Source organism: Streptomyces sp. F001 (assembly GCF_004187715.1).
Classification (GTDB): Bacteria; Actinomycetota; Actinomycetes; order Streptomycetales; family Streptomycetaceae; genus Streptomyces; species Streptomyces flavusporus.
The window spans coordinates 566,703-585,790 of the sequence record NZ_QZWF01000002.1 but is presented as its reverse complement, the minus strand read 5'-3'; the positions used below and the strand labels follow the sequence as shown (position 1 = coordinate 585,790).

16 protein-coding genes and 1 pseudogene are annotated in these 19,088 nt (G+C 69.8%); 12 read left to right on the top strand and 5 right to left on the bottom strand.

The features are described 5' to 3' along the window. Nucleotides 1-3: 3 nt before the first annotated feature. Nucleotides 4-1,050, bottom strand: a complete 1,047-nt coding sequence (locus StrepF001_RS10325; protein ID WP_129797997.1) for a zinc-binding alcohol dehydrogenase — start codon at nt 1,048-1,050, stop codon at nt 4-6. A 138-nt stretch (nt 1,051-1,188) separates the two neighbouring features. On the opposite strand from StrepF001_RS10325, the gene StrepF001_RS10320 reads away from it, so the two are divergent. From StrepF001_RS10320 to StrepF001_RS10300, 5 genes are read left to right on the top strand one after another with little or no spacing between them, the layout of a single operon-like run. Next, entirely contained in the window at nt 1,189-2,592 is a 1,404-nt protein-coding gene (locus tag StrepF001_RS10320) for an extracellular solute-binding protein (protein ID WP_129797996.1), read from the top strand. 31 nt (nt 2,593-2,623) lie between these two features. Continuing rightward, nucleotides 2,624-3,643: a sugar ABC transporter permease gene (locus tag StrepF001_RS10315; protein WP_129797995.1), complete on the top strand. Its 1,020-nt coding sequence runs from the start codon at nt 2,624-2,626 to the stop codon at nt 3,641-3,643. Further along, nucleotides 3,640-4,524, top strand: a complete 885-nt coding sequence (locus tag StrepF001_RS10310) for a carbohydrate ABC transporter permease (RefSeq protein WP_129797994.1) — start codon at nt 3,640-3,642, stop codon at nt 4,522-4,524. Before StrepF001_RS10315 ends, StrepF001_RS10310 begins: the two co-directional genes overlap by 4 nt. Nucleotides 4,525-4,528: 4 nt before the next feature. Next, nucleotides 4,529-5,743, top strand: coding sequence for an ROK family protein (locus StrepF001_RS10305; protein ID WP_129797993.1), 1,215 nt, complete (start codon nt 4,529-4,531; stop codon nt 5,741-5,743). Between the two features lie 33 nt (nt 5,744-5,776). Continuing rightward, entirely contained in the window at nt 5,777-6,673 is an 897-nt protein-coding gene (locus StrepF001_RS10300) for a Gfo/Idh/MocA family oxidoreductase (protein WP_165396214.1), read from the top strand. 24 nt (nt 6,674-6,697) lie between these two features. On the opposite strand, the gene StrepF001_RS10295 is transcribed toward StrepF001_RS10300, so the two are convergent. Next, complete coding sequence (locus StrepF001_RS10295) at nt 6,698-7,435, bottom strand: flavodoxin family protein (RefSeq protein ID WP_129797992.1); 738 nt, start codon at nt 7,433-7,435, stop codon at nt 6,698-6,700. A 269-nt stretch (nt 7,436-7,704) separates the two neighbouring features. Here StrepF001_RS10295 and StrepF001_RS10290 point away from each other — a divergent pair, with 269 nt between their 5' ends. From StrepF001_RS10290 to StrepF001_RS10270, 6 genes are all read left to right on the top strand, one after another. After that, nucleotides 7,705-8,313, top strand: coding sequence for a hypothetical protein (locus StrepF001_RS10290; RefSeq protein ID WP_129797991.1), 609 nt, complete (start codon nt 7,705-7,707; stop codon nt 8,311-8,313). A gap of 108 nt (nt 8,314-8,421) precedes the next feature. Next, nucleotides 8,422-8,646, top strand: coding sequence for a ferredoxin (locus StrepF001_RS10285; protein ID WP_129797990.1), 225 nt, complete (start codon nt 8,422-8,424; stop codon nt 8,644-8,646). Beyond that, the gene (locus tag StrepF001_RS10280; RefSeq protein ID WP_129797989.1) at nt 8,636-10,027 is read left to right on the top strand and encodes an FAD-dependent oxidoreductase; all 1,392 of its coding nucleotides are present in this window, start codon (nt 8,636-8,638) and stop codon (nt 10,025-10,027) included. The genes StrepF001_RS10285 and StrepF001_RS10280 overlap by 11 nt, the downstream gene beginning before the upstream one ends. Before the next feature lie 34 nt (nt 10,028-10,061). Continuing rightward, the gene (locus StrepF001_RS10275; protein WP_129797988.1) at nt 10,062-11,276 is read left to right on the top strand and encodes a cytochrome P450; all 1,215 of its coding nucleotides are present in this window, start codon (nt 10,062-10,064) and stop codon (nt 11,274-11,276) included. 243 nt (nt 11,277-11,519) lie between these two features. After that, the gene (locus StrepF001_RS46310) at nt 11,520-11,687 is read left to right on the top strand and encodes a hypothetical protein (protein ID WP_206306805.1); all 168 of its coding nucleotides are present in this window, start codon (nt 11,520-11,522) and stop codon (nt 11,685-11,687) included. Beyond that, entirely contained in the window at nt 11,687-13,021 is a 1,335-nt protein-coding gene (locus StrepF001_RS10270) for a GAF domain-containing SpoIIE family protein phosphatase (protein WP_129797987.1), read from the top strand. The genes StrepF001_RS46310 and StrepF001_RS10270 overlap by 1 nt, the downstream gene beginning before the upstream one ends. A 25-nt stretch (nt 13,022-13,046) precedes the next feature. Here the strand turns inward: StrepF001_RS10270 and StrepF001_RS10265 are convergent. Further along, nucleotides 13,047-13,964 (bottom strand): annotated as a pseudogene (locus StrepF001_RS10265) (hypothetical protein); the annotation flags it as partial. Nucleotides 13,965-14,245: 281 nt separating this feature from the next. On the opposite strand from StrepF001_RS10265, the gene StrepF001_RS10260 reads away from it, so the two are divergent. Then, nucleotides 14,246-15,262: an MASE1 domain-containing protein gene (locus StrepF001_RS10260; RefSeq protein WP_129797986.1), complete on the top strand. Its 1,017-nt coding sequence runs from the start codon at nt 14,246-14,248 to the stop codon at nt 15,260-15,262. 13 nt (nt 15,263-15,275) lie between these two features. Here the strand turns inward: StrepF001_RS10260 and StrepF001_RS10255 are convergent, their stop codons facing one another. Further along, nucleotides 15,276-16,358 carry a substrate-binding domain-containing protein gene (locus StrepF001_RS10255; RefSeq protein ID WP_129797985.1) on the bottom strand — a complete coding sequence of 361 codons (1,083 nt, stop codon included), beginning with the start codon at nt 16,356-16,358 and terminating at the stop codon, nt 15,276-15,278. After that, nucleotides 16,355-18,787, bottom strand: a complete 2,433-nt coding sequence (locus StrepF001_RS10250; protein ID WP_346656913.1) for a SpoIIE family protein phosphatase — start codon at nt 18,785-18,787, stop codon at nt 16,355-16,357. The genes StrepF001_RS10255 and StrepF001_RS10250 overlap by 4 nt, the downstream gene beginning before the upstream one ends. Between the last annotated feature and the right edge of the window lie 301 nt (nt 18,788-19,088).

Here is a 19,088-nt window from a genome sequence, read left to right as displayed (position 1 = left end):
CTTTCAGAATTCCAGGACGACCTGGAGGGCGTCACCAGGGCGTTCGTCCAGCAGCAGGTAGGCATCGGCGGCGTCCGCAGCCGGTACGACATGGCTGACCAGCGACGCCACGTCGACCTGGCCTTCCGCCACCAGCCGCAGGAAGGTCTGCTGGAGACGCTCGACGCTCCAGCGGCCGGACAGCTGCGGGGGCACCCCGCCGATCTGCGAGCAGATGAGCTGGACGCGGTTGTGGTGGAACTCGTCGCCCAGGCGCAGGCCGATGCCGTCGCCCTGGTAGAAGCCGGACGCCACCACGCGGCCGCCGACGGCGACCGAGCGCAGTGCTTCGTGCAGGGCGGGGTAGGCGCCGCTGATCTCGATGGCGAGGTCGGCGCCCCTGCTCTCGGTGGCTTCGCGGATGCGCTCGGCGACGGAGTCGGACCGGGCGTTGAGGGTGCGGTGGGCGCCGTACTGCTTTGCCGTGTCGAGACGGCCGTCGAGGGCGTCGACGGCGGTGACGCGGCCGCCGTTGAGCTGGGCGAGCCGGGTGGTCAGCAGCCCGATGACGCCCTGGCCAAAAACTACGACGTCTTCGCCGACGTGGATGTCACCGGCGAGCACCGCGTTGTAGGCGATGGCTCCCACTCGGGCGAAGGCCCCGGCGAGGGGCTCCAGGCCGGTCGGCAGGGTATGGCCGATCATGCGTTCCGCGGGGACGATGCCCTCGCTGCGGTGTCCCCAGATGCCCCACACCAGGTCGCCGACGGCCGGCAGGCCGGCGGTACCCGTCAGCTCCGGCGACACCTCTGTGACTTCTCCCACCTCGGAGTAGCCCCAGCCGGCCACGGGGTAGGCGATGCCGGCCGAGCCCTCGCGGAACAGCCGTGCCTCGGCGTCCCAGGTACGCGTCAGGTAAGGGTTGGTGCCGCGGTAGGCGGTGAGCTCGGTGCCCGCCGAGATGCCCGAGTAGCGGGTGCGGATTCTCAGATGGCCGGGGGGGAGATCGGCTCTGACCTGCTCGGCTACCTCCACCTGGCGAGGGCCGGTGAATTGGACGACGCGTTCCACGGATGGCTCCGGAAGGGGGTGCGGGTTTCGGTTGCGTTTCGGTTGCGTCGACAATAGTCGCAACTTATGTCTTGTCAACAGACAAAACTGATGCTGAGATGCGTGCTCAGTAGACGTAAGTCGGAACGAGGACACGCAATGCGCACCAAGACCCTGCGGTCGAGGATGACCGCGGTCGGCGTCACCGCAGCCCTGGGTATCGGGCTGCTGGCGGGCTGTGCCAACGGCACCGGGCCCGGCACACCGGACCGGGAGATCACGGTCTGGTCCCAGGAGAACCTCCCTGACCGCGTCACCGCGACGCAGAAGGTCATCAACGGCTTCGAGAAGGAGACCGGCATCAAGGTCAACCTCGTCGGAGTCGACGAGGCCCAGATGCCCCAGCTCATCATGTCGGCCGCGGCCTCGGGCACGCTGCCCGACGTCATCGGCGCGGCCCCCATGGGCCAGGTCTGGCAGATGTACACCAACGGCCTGCTCAACACCGACATCCCCAAGGAGATCATCGGCGAACTGGGACGCGACACCTTCAACGCCAACGCGCTGGAGCTGACATCCGACGGCGGCACCAGCCTCGGGGTGCCCTCCGACGCCTGGCTCCAGCTGCTGGTCTACCGCAGGGACCAGTTCGACCGGAAGAACCTGGCGGCCCCCGACACCTACGCGCGGGCCCTGGCCGCCGCCGAGGCGCTCACCACCAAGAGCAACGACGGCATCTCGGCCGCCACCGACCCGAGCGACGCCTTCACCTCGCAGAGCTTCGAGAGCCTGGCCCTGGCCAACGACTGCCAGCTCGTCGACGACCGGCACGAGGTGGCACTGCAGTCGTCCCGGTGCGAGACCGCCTTCAGCACCTACGACCGGCTCGCCCGCGACTACGGCGCCCCGGGCACCCAGACCGTGGACTCCACCCGCGCCACCTATTTCGCGGGCCGGTCCTCCATGATCATCTGGTCCTCGTTCCTGCTCGACGAGCTCGCCGGCCTGCGCCAGGACGCCCTGCCCAGCTGCGCCGAGTGCAAGGACGAGCCGCAGTATCTGTCGGACAACAGCGGCATCGTCACCGCCCTGAAGGGCCCCGACGCCTCCGAGGCCGCACAGTTCGGCGAGATCACCTCGTGGGTGACGACGAAGACGGCCGAGACGGCCGCCTCCCGCGAGTTCATCGAGTACATGATGGGCACCGGCTACGAGTCCTGGTTCGGCCTGGCACCCGAGGGCAAGATCCCCGTCCGCACGGGCACGGCCGCCGAGCCCGACCGCTATCTGGAGGCCTGGCGCCACAGCGACATCGGCGTCGACACCCGTAAGCCATTCGACCAGGTGTTCCCCGCCAGCCTGCTCAACCAGCTCGCCGACGGCGTCAGCAACATGCGGCGCTGGGGCATCACCCAGGGCGAAGGAGCCCTCGTCGGCGCCACCAACGGCGAACTGCCCGTTCCCAAGGCCATCGGCGCCATGACCAGCGGACAGCTCTCCCCCGCCGAGGCGGCCCGCGAAGCCGACGACGAAGTCGCCGCCCTGAAGAAGTCCCTGCAGTAGCCGCCCGCATGCACGTCACAAAGGTCCCCTCATGACAACAGCCCCGCCCGGCGCACCGCAGCGCCGCGCAACCAGCCCCCGGTCCACGGACCGGCCCGCCCACCGGCGCGGCCGGCCGATGACCGCCAGCCGCCGCGCCAACCGCGCAGGCCTCGCGTTCGTCTCCCCCACCTTCCTCGTGGTCCTCGTGGTGGTCATCCTGCCCATCCTGTGGACCGTGCTGCTGGCGTTCCAGGACGCCAAGCTCGTCGACATCCAGGGCATGGGCCTGTTCGGCAACTGGTCCCTGGACAACTTCGCCCAGATCTTCGGCTCCGCCGGCTTCTGGTCCAGCCTGGGCACCACCCTGATCTACACCGCGGGCGCCACCGCGGGCTCCGTCGTCCTCGGACTCATCGCCGCACTCGCACTGCGCAAGCCCTTCCGCGGCCGCGGCCTGCTGCGTGCCGCGATGCTGCTGCCCTACGTCGCCCCCGTCGTCGCCGTGGCCTTCGTCTGGGAGGTCGCCCTCAGCCCGCAGTACGGCGTGGTCAACGACTGGGGCCGACGCCTGTTCGGCTGGGACGACCCCATCGCCTTCCTCTCCACCCGCGAGTACGAAGTCAGCCTGCTCGGCATGCACTTCGACATCCCGCTGGCCCTGCTGACCGTCATCGCCTTCGAGTGCTGGCGCTACTTCCCCTTCGCCTTCCTGTTCATCCTCGCCCGGCTCCAGGCGGTCCCCCACGGCCTCGAGGAGGCCGCCCTGGTGGACGGCGCCACCCACACCCAGCGCTTCCGGTACGTCCTGCTGCCCCAGCTGATGCCCGTCATCGCCCTGCTGTGCGTGCTGCGCTTCATCCTGACCTTCAACAAGTTCGACGACGTCTACCTGCTGACAGGAGGCGGCGCGGGCACCGACATCGCCGCCGTCCGGGTCTACGACTTCCTCACCGCCCGCTACGACGTGGGAGCGGCGGCCGCCCAGGCGCTCGTTCTGGCCGTCTCACTGATGATCCTGCTGGGCTTCTACTTCAAGTTCTTCGGCAACAAGGTCCAGGAGGAATCGTGACCCGCAAGGCCGCCCTGTCCCGGGCCCAGTTCGAGGAGAGGTTCTTCGGCGTCCTGCGGTGGTTCGTCATCGCGTTCCTCGCAGTGATCACCGTCCTCCCCTTCTACTACATGGTGTTGCTGTCGGTGAAGCCCATCGACGCCCTTCTGCTCGACCCGGGATCCCTGTGGGTCTCGGCGAAGGACTTCACCGTATCGACCTACCGCGACGTGCTGCGCTCCACCGACTCCGGCGGTCAGGGCTTCGTGAAGTTCCTGCTCAACTCCGCGCTGGTGTCCCTGGGGACGGTCCTGCTGACCCTGCTGGCCGCCGTGCCCGGCGCCTACGCCATCAGCCGGCTGAAGTTCTTCGGCCACCGCCAGGTCAGCGCGCTCTTCCTGGCCGTCTACATGTTCCCGGCGACCCTGCTGGCCGTCCCGCTGTTCGTCATCTTCGCCAAGATGGGACTGTCTTCCAGCCTGGTGGGACTCGCCATCGTCTACGTCGCCCAGACCGTGCCGGTGTCGATCTACATGCTGCGGAACTACCTGGTCACCATCCCCTACTCCATCGAGGAGGCGGCGGCCATCGACGGCTGCACCCGGCTCCAGACCGTCCGCAAGGTCATTCTGCCGCTGGCCCTGCCCTCCATCATGGCGACCGGCCTGTACGTCTTCATGATCGCCTGGAACGAGTTCCTGTTCGCGCTTCTCTTCCTGGCCGCCGAGCCCGGCAAGTGGACCGTCTCCCTGGGGCTGGCCCAGCTGTCCAACGGCATCGAAGTTCCCAAGACGATCCTGATGGCCGGTTCCGTGGTGCTGACGATCCCCGTGGTACTTCTGTTCTTCGCCGCCGAACGCCTGCTCACCGAGGGCCTGACCAGCGGCGCCGACAAGAGCTGAATCCATGGGGGAACACTTGATGACGCCGAACCAGGTCAGCGCGGGCGAACTGCTGCAACTGATCCGCAGTGGCCGCGCCAACACCCGCGCCGACCTGCAAAGCGCCACCGGGCTGTCCCGGTCGACCGTCGGCCAGCGCCTGGACCTGCTCAATCGCGCCGGGTGGCTGCGGCACACCACCGGCAACTCCACCGGCGGCCGCCCCTCCCACCGCATCGTTTTCGACCCGGGCCACGCCTCGGTCATCGCCGTCGATCTGGAGACCCGGCACGCCCGTGCCGCCGTCCTCGACCTCGCCGGCACCATCCTCGCCGAGCACACCGCGCCCCTGAACATCAACGAGGGCCCGGACCAGGTACTGGACCATCTCGCCACCTGGTTCCCGGACCTGATCGCCGCCGCCGGCATCGAGCCGACCCACGTCTGCGGCATCGGACTGTCCGTACCGGGCCCGGTCGACTGGGAGACCGGCCGGGTCGTCGAGCCGCCCATCATGCCCGGATGGCACCAGTACCCCATCCGGGAACGGCTCCAGAAGGCCTACGCCGACCACGTCGGGCCCAGCATGGAGGACGGCCCCGTACCCGTCTTCGTCGACAACGACGCCAACCTCATGGCACTCGCCGAGCACCAGGCCAACCACCCGGACTGCTCCGCCTTCGTCCTGGTCAAGGTCTCCACCGGCATCGGCGCCGGCGTCGTCGTCGGCAACGGCGTCTACCGCGGCGTCGACGGAGGCGCCGGCGACATCGGCCACATCCGTCTGCACGACCGGCCCGACGCCCTGTGCATGTGCGGCTCCTACGGCTGTCTGGCCGCCGTCGCGAGCGGCCGGGCGCTGGCCAGGGAACTGTCCGCCCTCGGCCTGGAAACCACCTCCGGGTCCGACGTCCGACGGCTGCTGACCGAGGGCCACCCCGACGCCATCCGGCTCGCCCGGGACGCCGGCCGGCGCGCCGGAGAAGTCCTCGTCACCGTCGTCACCCTCCTCAATCCCGGTGTCCTGATGCTCGCCGGTGACCTGTCCGGCGTGCCCTTCATGACCGGCGTGCGTGAACTGCTCTACCAGCGCGCGATGCCCCGCACCACCGCCAACCTGCAGATCGTCACCTCCCGCCTCGGCGACCACGCGGGCCTCATCGGCGCCGCGGCCATGGTCGTCGAAATCCTCTACTCCCCCGCCCGGGCCGAGGCTCGCCTCAACGCGCACATCGGCTGAGAGCGCCCGCCCCCCGCACAGACAGGACATCCCGTGACCGCCGCACCAGCAGCGTGGAATGACAGCCCGGTCCAGGTCGGACTCGTGGGCGCCGGACCGTGGGCCCGGGCCATGCATGCCCGTATGCTCGCCGCCGGCCCCGAAACGCGTCTCACCGCGGTCTGGGCGCGCCGCTTCGATGCCGCACGTGAGACAGCCGCGCCGTACGGAGCTCGTGCCGTGGCGAGTTTCGAGGAACTGCTCGACAACTGCGAGGCGGTCGCTCGCGTGCCGCTTCCGTCAGCCTGCGAAGCTCCGCCCGCACGTGCCGCCAAGGCGGGCAAGGCGCTGCTCCTGGAGAAGCCCCTCGGACCCGACCTGCCCTCGGCTCAGCGGCTCGCCGACGCGATCGACGAAGCCGGCGTGGTCTCCCAGCTCGTACTGACCAAGCGCTACCACCCCATCACGCGCGAGTTCATCAGTGCCGCCCGCCAGGTGGACGTCGCCGGAGCACGCTCCTGCTACCTGCACGGCGCATTCCTGGGCGGCGACTTCGCCACCACGTGGCGCCTCGAGCAGGGCGCGCTGCTCGATCTCGGCCCGCACCTCCTGGATCTCCTGGACGCCGCCGTCGGTCCCATCGCCCACGTCCGCGGCACCGGAGACCCTCGCCGGTGGATCGAACTCACCTGTGAACACACCAACGGCGCCGTCAGCCAGGCGTCGTTGTCCGGATCGGTCCGTCTCCCCCAGGTGATCACCCGGATCGAACTCTTCGGTCCGCACCCCGGACTCGTCTACGACACGGCCGAACTCGACCATGACGAATGCTGGCCCGTGCTGCGCCGCGAGTTCGCCACCGCCGTACGCACGGGCACCAGTACCGAACTCAGCGCCCGCCGCGGACTGCATCTGCAGCGCCTGATCGCACAAGCCACGCAGACCGATTAGGGCGATGCCGTCGCCGGGGTTCGCCTACCGGTGCTCGGGGTTTTCGTAGTCGCGGCGGCAGCCGGCGTCCCAGGCGGTGCGTTGGTTGCCGTAGGCGGGGATGCCGCCGAGGTCCTTCAGCGCCCGGGCCAGGTGCAGAAGGTTCCAGGTCATGAAGGTGGTGTTGCGATTGGTGAAGTCGTTCTGCGGGCCGCCCGAGCCGGGGTCGAGATAGGAGGGGCCGGGCCCCGCCTCGCCGATCCATCCGGCGTCCGCCTGGGGAGGGATCGTGTAGCCCAGGTGCTGCATGCTGTAGAGGACGTTCATGGCGCAGTGCTTGACGCCGTCCTCGTTCCCCGTGATCAGACAGCCGCCGACACGTCCGTAATACGCGTACTGGCCCCGGTCGTTGAGGAGGCTGGAACACGCATAGAGGCGCTCGATCACCTTCTTCATCACCGAGCTGTTGTCACCGAGCCAGATGGGGCCGGCCAGCACGAGGATGTCGGCCGCCATGACCTGCTCGTACAGCTGCGGCCACGCATCGGTCCGCCAGCCGTGCTCCGTCATGTCGGGCCAGACGCCGGTGGCGATGTCGTGATCGACGGCCCGCAGGACGTCGACCCGCACGCCCTGTGCGTCCATGATGGCGGTGCTGCGATCGATCAGTCCCTGGGTGTTGCTCGGCTCCGGTGACCGCTTGAGGGTGCAGTTGACTACCAGGGCACGTAGGTCGTCATAGCGGGCCGGCGGTACGTCGGCGACGGATGACGAAGCGGTCACATGGTCCTCCCGTAAAACCCCCACCACCGTGACGTTCACAGCGGCGCATCGGCTTCCATCCTCTGGCCCTGCCACGGCTGCCGCCACAGCAGTGCCTCCGAACGAACCCCTCGCTCAGCCGGCGGCCGCCCGCCTGGACCGTCTGCCGCGACCTCCTTATGGCCGCGCGGTAGTGGGTGGTGATCACGTCTCCCGAGCGGCCCCGGTGGCGCGAGTTCGTGGATTGCTGCTGTCTGTACGCAAGAAGTGCGGGCAGAAAGCGAGGGACCATGTGGCAGAAGCACGAGCGCCTCTGGACACCCCGGGCCGCCGGGATTGCCGGGGTCGTCTTCGCGGTCCTGATGGCCGCGGCGATCGTCCTGGTGCGCATCGCCCTACCCGGCGGGGCCGGCGGGGACGACATCGCCGTCGATGCCGGGCAGCGGAGCGCGGTGCAGACGGCGCTGGCGCTGCTCCCGTTCGCCGGGATCGCCTTCCTGTGGTTCATGGGAGCCCTGCGCGCTCAGGCCGGTGAGGGAGAGGACCGGTTCGTGTCCACCGTGTTCCTGGGCAGCGGACTGGTCTTCGTCGCCACCCTGTTCGGCAGTGCCGCGGCGGCAGGGAGTCAGCAGCACTCGCCGTTCGGCCGCCACTTCGCCTACGTCCTGCTGACCACGTACGCTCTGCGCATGGCGGCGGTGTTCATCTTCACGACCTCGACCATCGGCCGCCGCATCGGCGCCTTCCCTCGCCCCCTCGTCGTCTTCGGCTACCTCGCGGGCCTGACGCTGCTCGTGGCGGGAGCGGACCTGCCCTGGTCCGAACTCGTCTTCCCAGCCTGGGCGCTGATCGTCAGCCTGCACATGCTGGGGGGCCGGCGTCCCGCCGCCCCGGCCTGAGCCGGCCACAGCGCTCACTCCAACGGTCTCCTCCTCGTCGCCGCATCCCCTCCGGCCGCAGAGGATGGTCGCAGGGGGACCGGGCCGTTGGAGAGGACCTATCCCTTGGTGAGGCTTGCAGTCGACCTGAACCGCTGTCAGGGATACGCGCAGTGCGCGTTCCTCGCGCCCGAAGTCTTCGTCATGCACGGCGAGGAGGGGCTGCTGTACCACCCGGAGGCCGACGAGGCACAGCGCGAGAAACTGGCACAGGCCGCCGCAGCCTGCCCCGTCCAGGCCATCCTCGTCGATGCGGTGGACGCACCGGCCGAGGCGGTGTCCGGTGAACGGTGACGGATTCCTGGACAGGTTCAAACGCGAAGGCCGAATCGTCATCGTCGGCGCCTCGCTGGCCGGCCTGCGGGCTGCGGAGACCCTGCGCGAGAAGGGCTTCGCCGGTTCCCTGACGATGATCGGCGACGAGCCCTACGAGCCGTACGACCGACCCCCGCTGTCCAAGCAGGTGCTGCTGGGCATGGCCACCGCTGACCGCACCGCACTGCCCAGGCGCCGCGCCCTCGACGCGACCTGGCGGCTCGGCGTCCCGGCCACCGGCCTGGACATGGCCGCCAAGCGGGTGCGGCTGGCCGACGGCGACGAAGTGCCGTACGACCGGCTGCTGATCGCCACCGGTGTGCGGGCGCGACCGTGGCCGCGTGAGGACGAGGCCGCACTCGACGGCGTCTTCGTGCTGCGGACCCGCGACGACGGCGCCGCGCTCGCACGACGGCTCTCCGAGGGCCCCAAGCGGGTCTTCGTCATCGGCGCCGGATTCACCGGCTCGGAGATCGCCTCCGCCTGTCGCGAACGCGGTCTCCCCGTCACCGTCGCCGAGCGTGCCGCGGCGCCCCTGGTCGGCGCGCTCGGCGGGGTGGTCGGCTCGGTCGCCGCCGAGATCCAGCGCGAGCGCGGTGTGGACCTGCGGTGCGGGGTCATGGTGACCGCTCTGGAGGGCGACGCCTCAGGACGAGTGCGCGCCGCGCATCTGTCCGACGGCTCCACCGTCGAGACCGACGTCGTGATCGTCTCGCTCGGCGCCACCCGAAACACCGAATGGCTCGCCGGGTCCGGACTTGGGGCCGGCCCCCGCGGCATCGCCTGCGACGCCGGCTGCCGCGCCTTCGACATCCGCGGAATCGTGACCGACGACATCTTTGTCGCGGGCGACGTCGCCCGCTCCCCGCACCCCTTGTTCGGTTACCAGTTCCTTTCCCTCGAGCACTGGGGCAACGCCGTCTCCCAGGCCGAGATCGCGGCGCACAACATGCTCAGCGAGAGCGCCGACCGCCTCCCCCACATGTGGGTACCGGCGTTCTGGTCCTCACAGTTCGGCGTGAACATCAAGTCGGTCGGGGTGCCGTCGCTGGGAACGGAGATCATCATCTCGCAGGGCTCGCTCACGGATCACCGGTTCATCGGCGTCTACGGGTACCAGGGGCGCGTCATCGGCGCGGTCGCCTTCGACCAGGCCCGGTGGCTGTCGTTCTACCAGGAGCTGATCGAGACCACCGCGCCGTTCCCGCCGCCGTTCCCCACGGTCGACCGGCGTCCGGACGGACAGCGGCCGATGGACCCGGACTTCCCCGACCCGTCTGTCCCCACCCACGGCCCCACTGTGACCCTCAGCGGATACTCGCCGGCCGACCGCCGGATGACGTTCACCCCCGCGCACTGACCCGCACGGCCACGAGGACCCCGCCTGCTGCCAGATCCTGGACTACGCCAACCGCGCCGATCCGTACCCGCTCTACGAAGAGCTGCGGAAGACGCCGGTCCACCACGAAGACGACGGGCCTTACGTCGTCGGCACGTACTACGAGATCCGCAGCCTCCTGCACGACCCCCGCCTCAGCTCCGACGTCCGCAATCTGGCCTCGACCGCCCGCGACCCGCTGGCCGAGTCGGCCCAGGAGGAGGAGAGCGCCCTGCCGCCGAGCTTTATTCGGCTCGACCCGCCGGAACACGACCGGCTGCGACGCATGACGAACCGGCACTTCGGCCCGCCGCACTCCCCCCACCGGGTCGACGGGATGCGCGGAGAGCTGCACGACATCGTCGCCGGCCTGATCGACGGCATCGGCGACCCGGGCCGGATCGACCTGGTGGACCAGTTCTCGTACCCCTTCCCGGTGACGGTGATCTGCCGGCTGCTCGGCGTGCCGCGCGAAGACGAGGCGCGCTTCCACACCTGGGCGGACACCATCGCCGCGAGCCTGGACCCCGATCCGGACGCGGATCCCGCCGAGCGGGGCAAGGACTCGCACGACGCCCGTATGCAGCTGGGCATGTACCTGGCCGGCCTGATCGAGGAGCGCCGCAAGAGTCCCAGGGACGACATGCTCTCCGAGCTGGCGACAGCCAAGGGCCCGGACGGCACGATGACCACGATGGAACTGCTCAGCACCGCGGCACTGCTGCTGATCGCGGGGCACGAGACCACCGTCAACCTCGTCACCAACGGAATGCTGACCCTGCTGCGCAACCCCGACGTCCTGCGGCGGCTGCGTGCGGATCCGCGGCTCGCCGTGCCCATCGTCGAGGAGTTGCTGCGCTTCGAGCCGCCGGTGCAACTGCTGCCGCAGCGCACCACCCTCGCCGACATCGAGGTCCACGGCGTCACCATCCCCAAGGGCGCCTCCCTCTGGCTGGTTCTGGCGTCCGGCAACCGCGACCCCCAGCGCTTCGAGGACCCGGACCGCTTCGACCCGGACCGCCGGGACATCCAGCACCTCGGCTTCGGCAGCGGCATCCACATCTGCTTCGGCGCACCGCTCGCCCGGCTGGAGGCCCAGCTCGCCCTGTCGGAACTGGCCCGCAGGCTGGACAACCCACGTCTGCTGGAGGACCCGCCCCCGTACCGGCAGAACGCCGTACTGCGCGGGCCGCGGCATCTGCCCATCGCCTGCGACGGGATCCGTCCCTAGGGTCTCTTCCCCGGCGGCGTGCATGGCCGACCGGCGGCGCCGGCTTCGAAGGCCTTTCGCGCGAGGGCACTGCGACAGCTTCGTCCCCTCAGGTCGAGGACGGTCGGTGCACCATGGAATACGTGTCCACGCTCGGCCACGTCGACGCCGACCGCATCGTGTCGCTTGCGGAGCAATCGCCGTTGCCCTGTTCGGCCATGTCAATCTGTGCCTCGAGTGATCGGATCGTGTCAGGAGGACGGAATGTACCGCTCAAGTGAGGGGCTGTATGAGCGGACCGCGCCTGCCGAGTCCGGCGCCTCCTGCAATGCCACCGCAGTGGCCGCCGACGCCCCGTTCACCACGACCGGCACCGATCACCACGAGCCGGACGCGGGTGAGACAGAACATCAGGCCACCAGGCGCTTGTGATGGCAGGAGAGAAGGGAGGGAAACGATCGAGGCTGCCGCACCTCCCCGACCTGCATGTGCGGCTGCGTGCCGAGTTGGGACGGATCGACGAGGAACTGCGCTCCCTGCTCGCCGCGATGGACCGGCTGCAGGGCCTGCTGGATGCCGTGGTGGCCATCAGCCGGGAGGTGGAGCTGCCTGCGGTACTGCACCGTATCGTGACCACCGCCATGGACCTGGTCGGCGCCCGCTATGGGGCAATGGGCGTTCTGAACGAGTCCGGAGAGTGCGTGGAGCAGTTCATCGCTGCCGGCCTGTCCGAGCAGGAACGCGCTGATCTGGCCGGGACCGACTTTCCTCGTGGTCTGGGTGTTCTCGGGCATCTGATCCGCCACCCTGAGCCTCTGCGGGTCGACAACATCTCGGCCCATCCGTCCTCCGTCGGGTTCCCGCCCGGCCACCCGCACCTGCGCACCCTGCTCGGCGTCGCCATCAGCGTCCGCGGCGAGATCTACGGTGACCTCTACCTCTCCGAGCGGCTCGACGGACGGCCCTTCGACGCTCACGACGAGAACGTCGTCGTTGCCCTGGCCAGCGCCGCCGGCATCGCGATCGAGAACGTCCGCCTGTTCGAACAGGTTCGGCACGGAGCCGAGCAGTTCCAGCGGCTTCTGCTGCCGACGCTGCCCGACCTGCGGCCTTTCACCGCCGCCGCCGTCTATCGGCCCGCTGCCGAGCCCAGCCGACTCGGCGGGGACTGGTACGACGCCGTCCCGCTGCCCGAGAACGTTGTGGCCGTCGTCATCGGTGACGTGGTGGGTCACGATCTGCACGCCGCGGCCGCCATGGCCTCCACGCGTAACATGCTGCGCGCTCTGCTGTTCGACCGGGGCAATCCGCCGGGCGCGATCCTTGCCCAGCTCGACCGCACGCTGCAGGCCATCACACACAATCCCGTCACGACCACCACCCTGGCGCGCATCGAACCGGAGCGACCGGGTTGGCGACTCCACTGGAGCACCGCAGGGCACGTCCCACCGCTGCTGATCACCCCTGAGCGCGGAGCGGAATATCTCTTTGCCGAGCCCGGGCTGCCGCTCGGGGTCGACCCCGAGCAGCCCCGCCCCGACCACTCGCACTTCCTGCCCCAGGAGGCCACCGTGGTCTTCTTCACCGACGGGCTGATCGAACATCCCGACCATCCCATCGACGAGAGTCTGAACGAGCTCGCCCAGCTCGCCATCGGGTATGCCGCCCTGCCCCTGCAGGAGTTCGTTCAAGCACTGGCCGATCACCATCCCAGCGACGGTCACGACGACATGGCCGTGCTCGCCCTGCGCACCCCGCAAGCCTGAGCCCCGAGTCTGCCGACCGTTCCTGATCAGTGAGCAGGAGTGGGTCTTGGACCCATGCCTGGTCACTGCGGGGCATCCCGAACGGTGTTGGATGTCCTGGTCGCCCGCGTTCGCTCCGCGTCCGGCGACACGGATCGTGTCCGTGGTCCGGGAATGCGGGGGCGGGGTCCCTCCTGCCCCAGGGCACGCCGGTCGGCCTGGACGGTCCGATGCCTGTGCACATCGCTCTGGTGTGCACGGGACGGTGTCGTCCTCCCCCAGTGCCTCAAGGGCCTGGGAGGTACCCCCAGCCGGATCGGGTGCCCTTGGGCGCGTCGTCCGATCGCCACGGCAGCAGCGTCGTGGCGAGTGGTTCTACGGATGTTGCCGGTGAGGGGCTTGTGCCAGTGCTCGGCGCCCCAGCGGCTGGTGCAGGCGGGGTCGACCGCGATGACGGCGATGCCGCTGTGGTCGGCCATGGAGGTCAGGCGGGCACGGAGGCGGCCGGTGGGCATGCCGGAGATGAGCTGCCTGAACCGTTTTCGGCGGCCGTGCTTCTCGCGGGTCTTCTCCGCGGTGAAGTCGAGGTCTTCGACGGCGATCGCTGTGACACCGCAGGCCTTGGCCCAGTGCAGCAGCCTGGTGAGGACTGGATGCGGGCGAGCCGGCAACGGCGTGCCAGAGCTCACTGGTCATGGCTGGCCTTGGTGATCGCTCCCGCCCACCGCGAGGCCGAGGCGGGCGTCAACTCCCGCTTGCGCACCGCCCACGCCTCAGCGTCGTGCCCCAGACCATCCCTGCAGCGTGCCTTCAGATCCCGGGAGGCCAGCGTTCCCAGGTGCGCGCCCACCCGCCGCAGCACCTCCTCGTCGACAGGCGCGAGCTGCTTGAGCCGGGTACGGATCGCGACGCCGGAGGGCCCGGGCGCGACAAACGACGCCGCAAGCTCCCGCAGCCCGCCCACCCCCACACCCCCATCCCCATCCAGCCCGCCAAGACCCGGTCCCCCCAACGAGCGTCACCCGGAAAGGTCACCCATTCGACAGACGAACTCCCCTTCTCCTCCCGCAAGAGCAGCACCCAGCCCCCGGTCAGGAGCGTCAGCGCTCACTCATCCACACCAGAACACACTCCTGCTCACTCCCATCCCAGCAGTTCCCCACCCCATGGCTCAACGGTGCCGTGGAGGAGCCGGAGGATCCGGAGGATGATGGACTTCGGTGGTGGTGATGCGGAGGTCGCCCCATGACTGTCGCGCGGCATGAACAGCTCCGGCGCGGTGGCGTGACTGCCCTGGAGATCTGCGTCGTTGCCGGTTTGTATTACGGCTCGGCCAAACTGGGGCTGTTCCAGCAGCTGGTGCGCGGCCAGGTCACCCCTCTGTGGCCGCCGACCGGCGTCGCCCTGGCGGGCCTGCTCCTCCGCGGCCCGCGGATCTGGCCCGGCATCGCACTCGGCGCGTTCCTGGTCAACATCTCGCTCGGGCCGTCGATCCCGGCCGTGCTCGCGATCGTGGCGGGCAATACTCTCGCGCCCGTCGGCTCGTACATACTGCTCCGCCGTACGGGGTTCCGGATCGAAATGGACCGTTTGCGGGACGCGCTGGCACTGATCTTTCTCGGTGCGTTCACCGGGATGCTCATCAGCGCGACGACAGGCAGCGGGACCCTGTTCCTCGCCGGTGTGCTGAGCGCCGACGAGTTCTGGCCGACATGGTCGGTCTGGTGGACCGGCGACGCGATGGGTGTCCTGGTGGTCGCGCCGGTCCTGCTTGTTCTCCGCTCGGCACACTGGCCGAAGAACGTGCGGCCGTCCCGTTGGGTGGAGGGATTGCTGCTTGTGGTGGCCGCTGTCTGCGTCGGCTTCCTGGAGATCAGCAGCGTGCCGCTGCTCTTCCTAGGCTTCCCGTTGCTGATCTGGGCGGCCTTCCGCTTCCAGCTGGCCGGGGCCGCGCCGTGTGCACTGGCCGTGTCGACCTTTGCGATCATCGCCGCTGCCCGAGGATCGGGCCCGTTCGCCGATCACGACCTGCTCACCAACATGATCACCCTGCAGGCGTTCAACGGTTCTGCCTCACTGACCGCGCTGCTGCTCGGGGCCGCGGTCAGCGAGCGCAACCAGGCCCACAAGGAGATCGAGCGGGCCTGTGCGCAGCTCGCCGACCTGGTGACGGAGATCGCCGCCGGCCGCCGCCGGCCGACGCTCCCGGACGGCGGGGGCGGGAAGGAAAAGAAGGGCGGGAGAACCCCACGACCGGCGTGATCAGTGGGTCTTCCTACGGAACGAGCCCGGCCCGCTCACAGGCGGGCCGGATCTCCCGGGTGCAGATCTGGTCGATGGTGTACACGCCGTCCTCGACGAGTGTCTGCTTGATGTTCCCGACCGTCACGGCGCGCGGAGAGAGCAGGACGGACGGGATGTGCTTCATGGTGGGGCTGTCGGTCGTCGTCGTGGCGACTTCCCGGAGTCCCTCGCCGCGCCCCAGGGCGACGGCCATGGCGGCGGCGGCTGCGGCTTCCGCCCTGAAGGGTTTGTACACCGTCATGTACTGCTCGCCCTTGACGATGCGTTGCACGGCGGCGAGGTCGGCGTCCTGACCGGTGACGGGCGGAAGGTCCTTGACACCGGCCTTCTTGAGCGCGGAGATGACGCCCGCGGCTATCGTGTCGTTGGCCGCCAGGACGCCGCCGATGCGGTCCGGGCCCAGAGCGGCGACGGCTGCGGCCATGTTGGCGTGAGCGATGTCCGTGCTCCAGTCCACCGTGTCGTACGACCTGCCGATCTTGACCATGTCCTTGAGTACGGACAGCGCGCCCCGCCTGAACCACTCCGCATTGGGGCTGGTCGGATCACCGTTCATCATGACGACGCTCCCGCCGTCCGCCCTGCCGCCCATGGCCGTCAGAAGCGCCTCGCCCTGGAGCCTGCCGACCTGCCCGCCGTCGAAACTGACATAGCCCGAGATCGGGCCCTCGGCGAGCCGGTCATAGGCGATGACCTGGACGCCCGCCTCGTGCGCCTCCTGGATCGACGAGCGGAGCGCCCTGGTGTCGGCGGCATCGAGGATCATGACCCTGACCCCCTTGGTGATCATGGACATCATCTGTTGCCGCTGCCGTGTCGCGTCGTTCTCGGCGTTGGCGTACTCCATGGTGCAGCGGGGACACAGCTGCTTCAGCCGCTGCTCGATCAGCGGCTTGTCGGCGTGCTCCCAGCGGGGGACCGCTCGGCTCGGGAGCAGCAGGCCGACACTGAAACTGTCCGTGCCCGCCTCGCCCTGTCCTCCGCAGGCGGCCAGGGACATCGTCATGAGTCCCGCGACGAGCGCCGCGACGGCACGCCCCACACGGGTGCTCATGGCAGACCTCCTCGTTCCGTCGGGAGGCCGGAGTCCGAGGGAGCCGGCTCGTGCCGGGGCACAACGATCTCGCTCCACACCTGCTTGCCGCCGGCCACCGGCACCGAGCCGAAGGACTCCGACATCGCCTCGACGAGAAGCAGGCCTCGGCCGCCGGTCGACTCCCAGTCCACGATCACCGGCTTGGCGGGCGCACGGGGCGAGGCATCGCTCACGCTGACGCGCACCCGGTCCCCGCGGAGCATCAGGTCGAGGTGGACCGGACCGGCGGTGTGCACCAGGGCGTTGGTGACCAGTTCGGACACGACCAGCAGGACCACATCGGCTCCTTCGCCGACCTTCCACCGACGCAGTGTGCGCGCGGTGAAACGGCGGGCGTGCATCACCGCGTCGGGCAGCCGCCACACCGCCCAGCCGGCCCGTATCGGCCGAGTCTTCATGCCGTCGTAGCGCAGCAGCAACAGCGCCACGTCGTCCTCACGACGGCCGATGTCGCCGAGCAGTTCGTCGGCCATCCTCCCCGGATCCGCAGGATCGGCCGCACCGAGCGCGGTGCGCGTCCGCTCCAGACCCTCGTCCAGGGGCAGGTCAGCGGCCTCGACCAGGCCGTCGGTGACCAGGGCGAGCACCGTGCCGGGGGCCAGTGCGCAGGCGGTCATGGGGTACTCCGCCTCCGCGATGATGCCCAGCGGCGGCCCGCCCTCGACGTGCACCTCCTCGCTACGGCCGTCGGGATGGCGTATCAGCGGTGAGAGGTGCCCGGCCCGGACGAACAGGACGTTGCCTTCCTCCATGTCCAGTTCGGCATAGCAGCAGGTGGCGAACAGGTCGGTCTCCATGCCGACGAGCAGGCGGTTGGCATGGGAGACGACCACGTCGGGCGGGTGGCCCTCCACCGCGTAGGCCCGGACCGCGGTACGCATCTGGCCCATGATCGTCGCGGCTCCGGCGCTGTGACCTTGCACGTCACCGATGACCAGCGCCACGCGTTCCCCGGAGAGGTCGATGACGTCGTACCAGTCACCGCCCACCTGCAGCCCCCGCCTGGCGGGCAGATAGCGGGCCACGGCCGTCCCCCCGGGCAGCTGGGGGAGGCGCCGGGGCAGCAGACTGCGCTGCAGCATCGTCGCGAGTTCCTGCTCGGCGTCGTGCTCGTGCGCACGCTTGAGGGCCTGCCCGACGAGCGCCGCGGTGGCGGTCAGCAGGGACCGCTCCTCGGGGAGGAACTCGTGCGGCCGGTCCCAGCCGACCAGACACACGCCTGCGACCCGGCCCTTGGCCGGGAGCGGCAGGACGGCCAGACCTCCGGTGCCGATCCCTGCGAGTCCGGGTTCGAAGGCTGTCCCGGCGGGCCACAGATCCACGCGTCCGTCCCGCAGGGCCAACTGAAGGGTGGGCAGCGCGCTGACCGGTGCGTCGGGCCACTCCGAACGCCACTGGGGACGCCACATCTCCGGCCAGGCGGCGGGCTGCGGCGGGTCGAGCACGGTGACCATGAGCCGGTCGTCCTGCAAGTCGGCGAGCGCCACCCGGTCGGCACCCAGCGGCTCACGCAGCGCGGTGACCATCACTCCGCTGACGTCACGAACTGTTGCCGCATCGTCGAGTGCGGCAGTCAGCCACTGGATCCTGGACACGTCGTCGTCGCCCCGACGCTGGACCGAGGTCGCCGTCACCACGCCCAGCACCTGCTCCGGCCGGTCGTCCGTGCTCGCCACCACCCGGCTGCTCAGGCTCAGCCAGCGGATTTCACCCGTGGAGCAGCGGACCCGGAACTCCAGCTCCCGCCGAACGGACGGCTGGGTGGACGGCTCCAGGACCGACATCAGCGCGTGCATGTCCTCCGGGAGGGCATGCGCGAGCAGGGTCTCCGCCTTGCCGTCGAAGTCGTCCGGCGCGATGCCGACCAGCTCCAGCAGGGTCTCGTCCGCCTCGATCAGGCCCGTGTCCGGCACCAGGACGAAGGAGCCGACGCGCAGACTCCGCAGGGCGGGACTGAGCAGCGACGACGGCGTGGCGCGGTCGGTCCCGGCCTGGAGCACGCCGACGACGGCGTCGGCGTAGCGCTCCAGGAATCGCCGTTGCTCGGCATCGAAGCCGCCCGCGGAACTCCCCAGGACGACGAGGCAGCCCAGCCGCGTGCTCCCCGTCCGGAGCGGCAGCGCGCCGAGCGACGCCTCCGACGGCCGCGGTGTCGGCCCGCCTTCGGAGCAGGAGGCGAGTTCGGCGGAGTTCAGCCACACAGGCCGGTCGGTTCGGAAGGCGTGCGCCGCAGGTGAGTCACCGGACAGGGGCAAAGACTCCGGCAGCCGGTAACGGGAAGGGGCGCATCCGGCCGTTTCCACCAACCGCAGCTCTTCGCTCCCGGTACCGGGCACATAGACCGCTGCCAGCCCCGCTGCGGCGAACGTCAGGGCCCGATCGCTCATGGCGGCCGCCGGCTCCGGAGGCGGAGAACCTGTGCCCGCGGCGCCGGTCCCGGATGCCCGCAGCTCAGTGGCGCCGACCCGGGCAGAGCCGTCATGAGGCATGTCCGCCACCTACCTCCCGTCCGTGCCGCAGATGCCGACAAGCTCGGGGCAGTCACGCTCCAGAATCACATATGCGGATCAACCGGACATGTTGTCTTGACTGCCATCGTCGCAGGCCTGGCCGCCCGGGTCACCGGTCCCAGCCCGGCAGTACAGCCGGGTGTCCGGGGCGGCCTGCGCCGAGTATCGACGGCCGTTT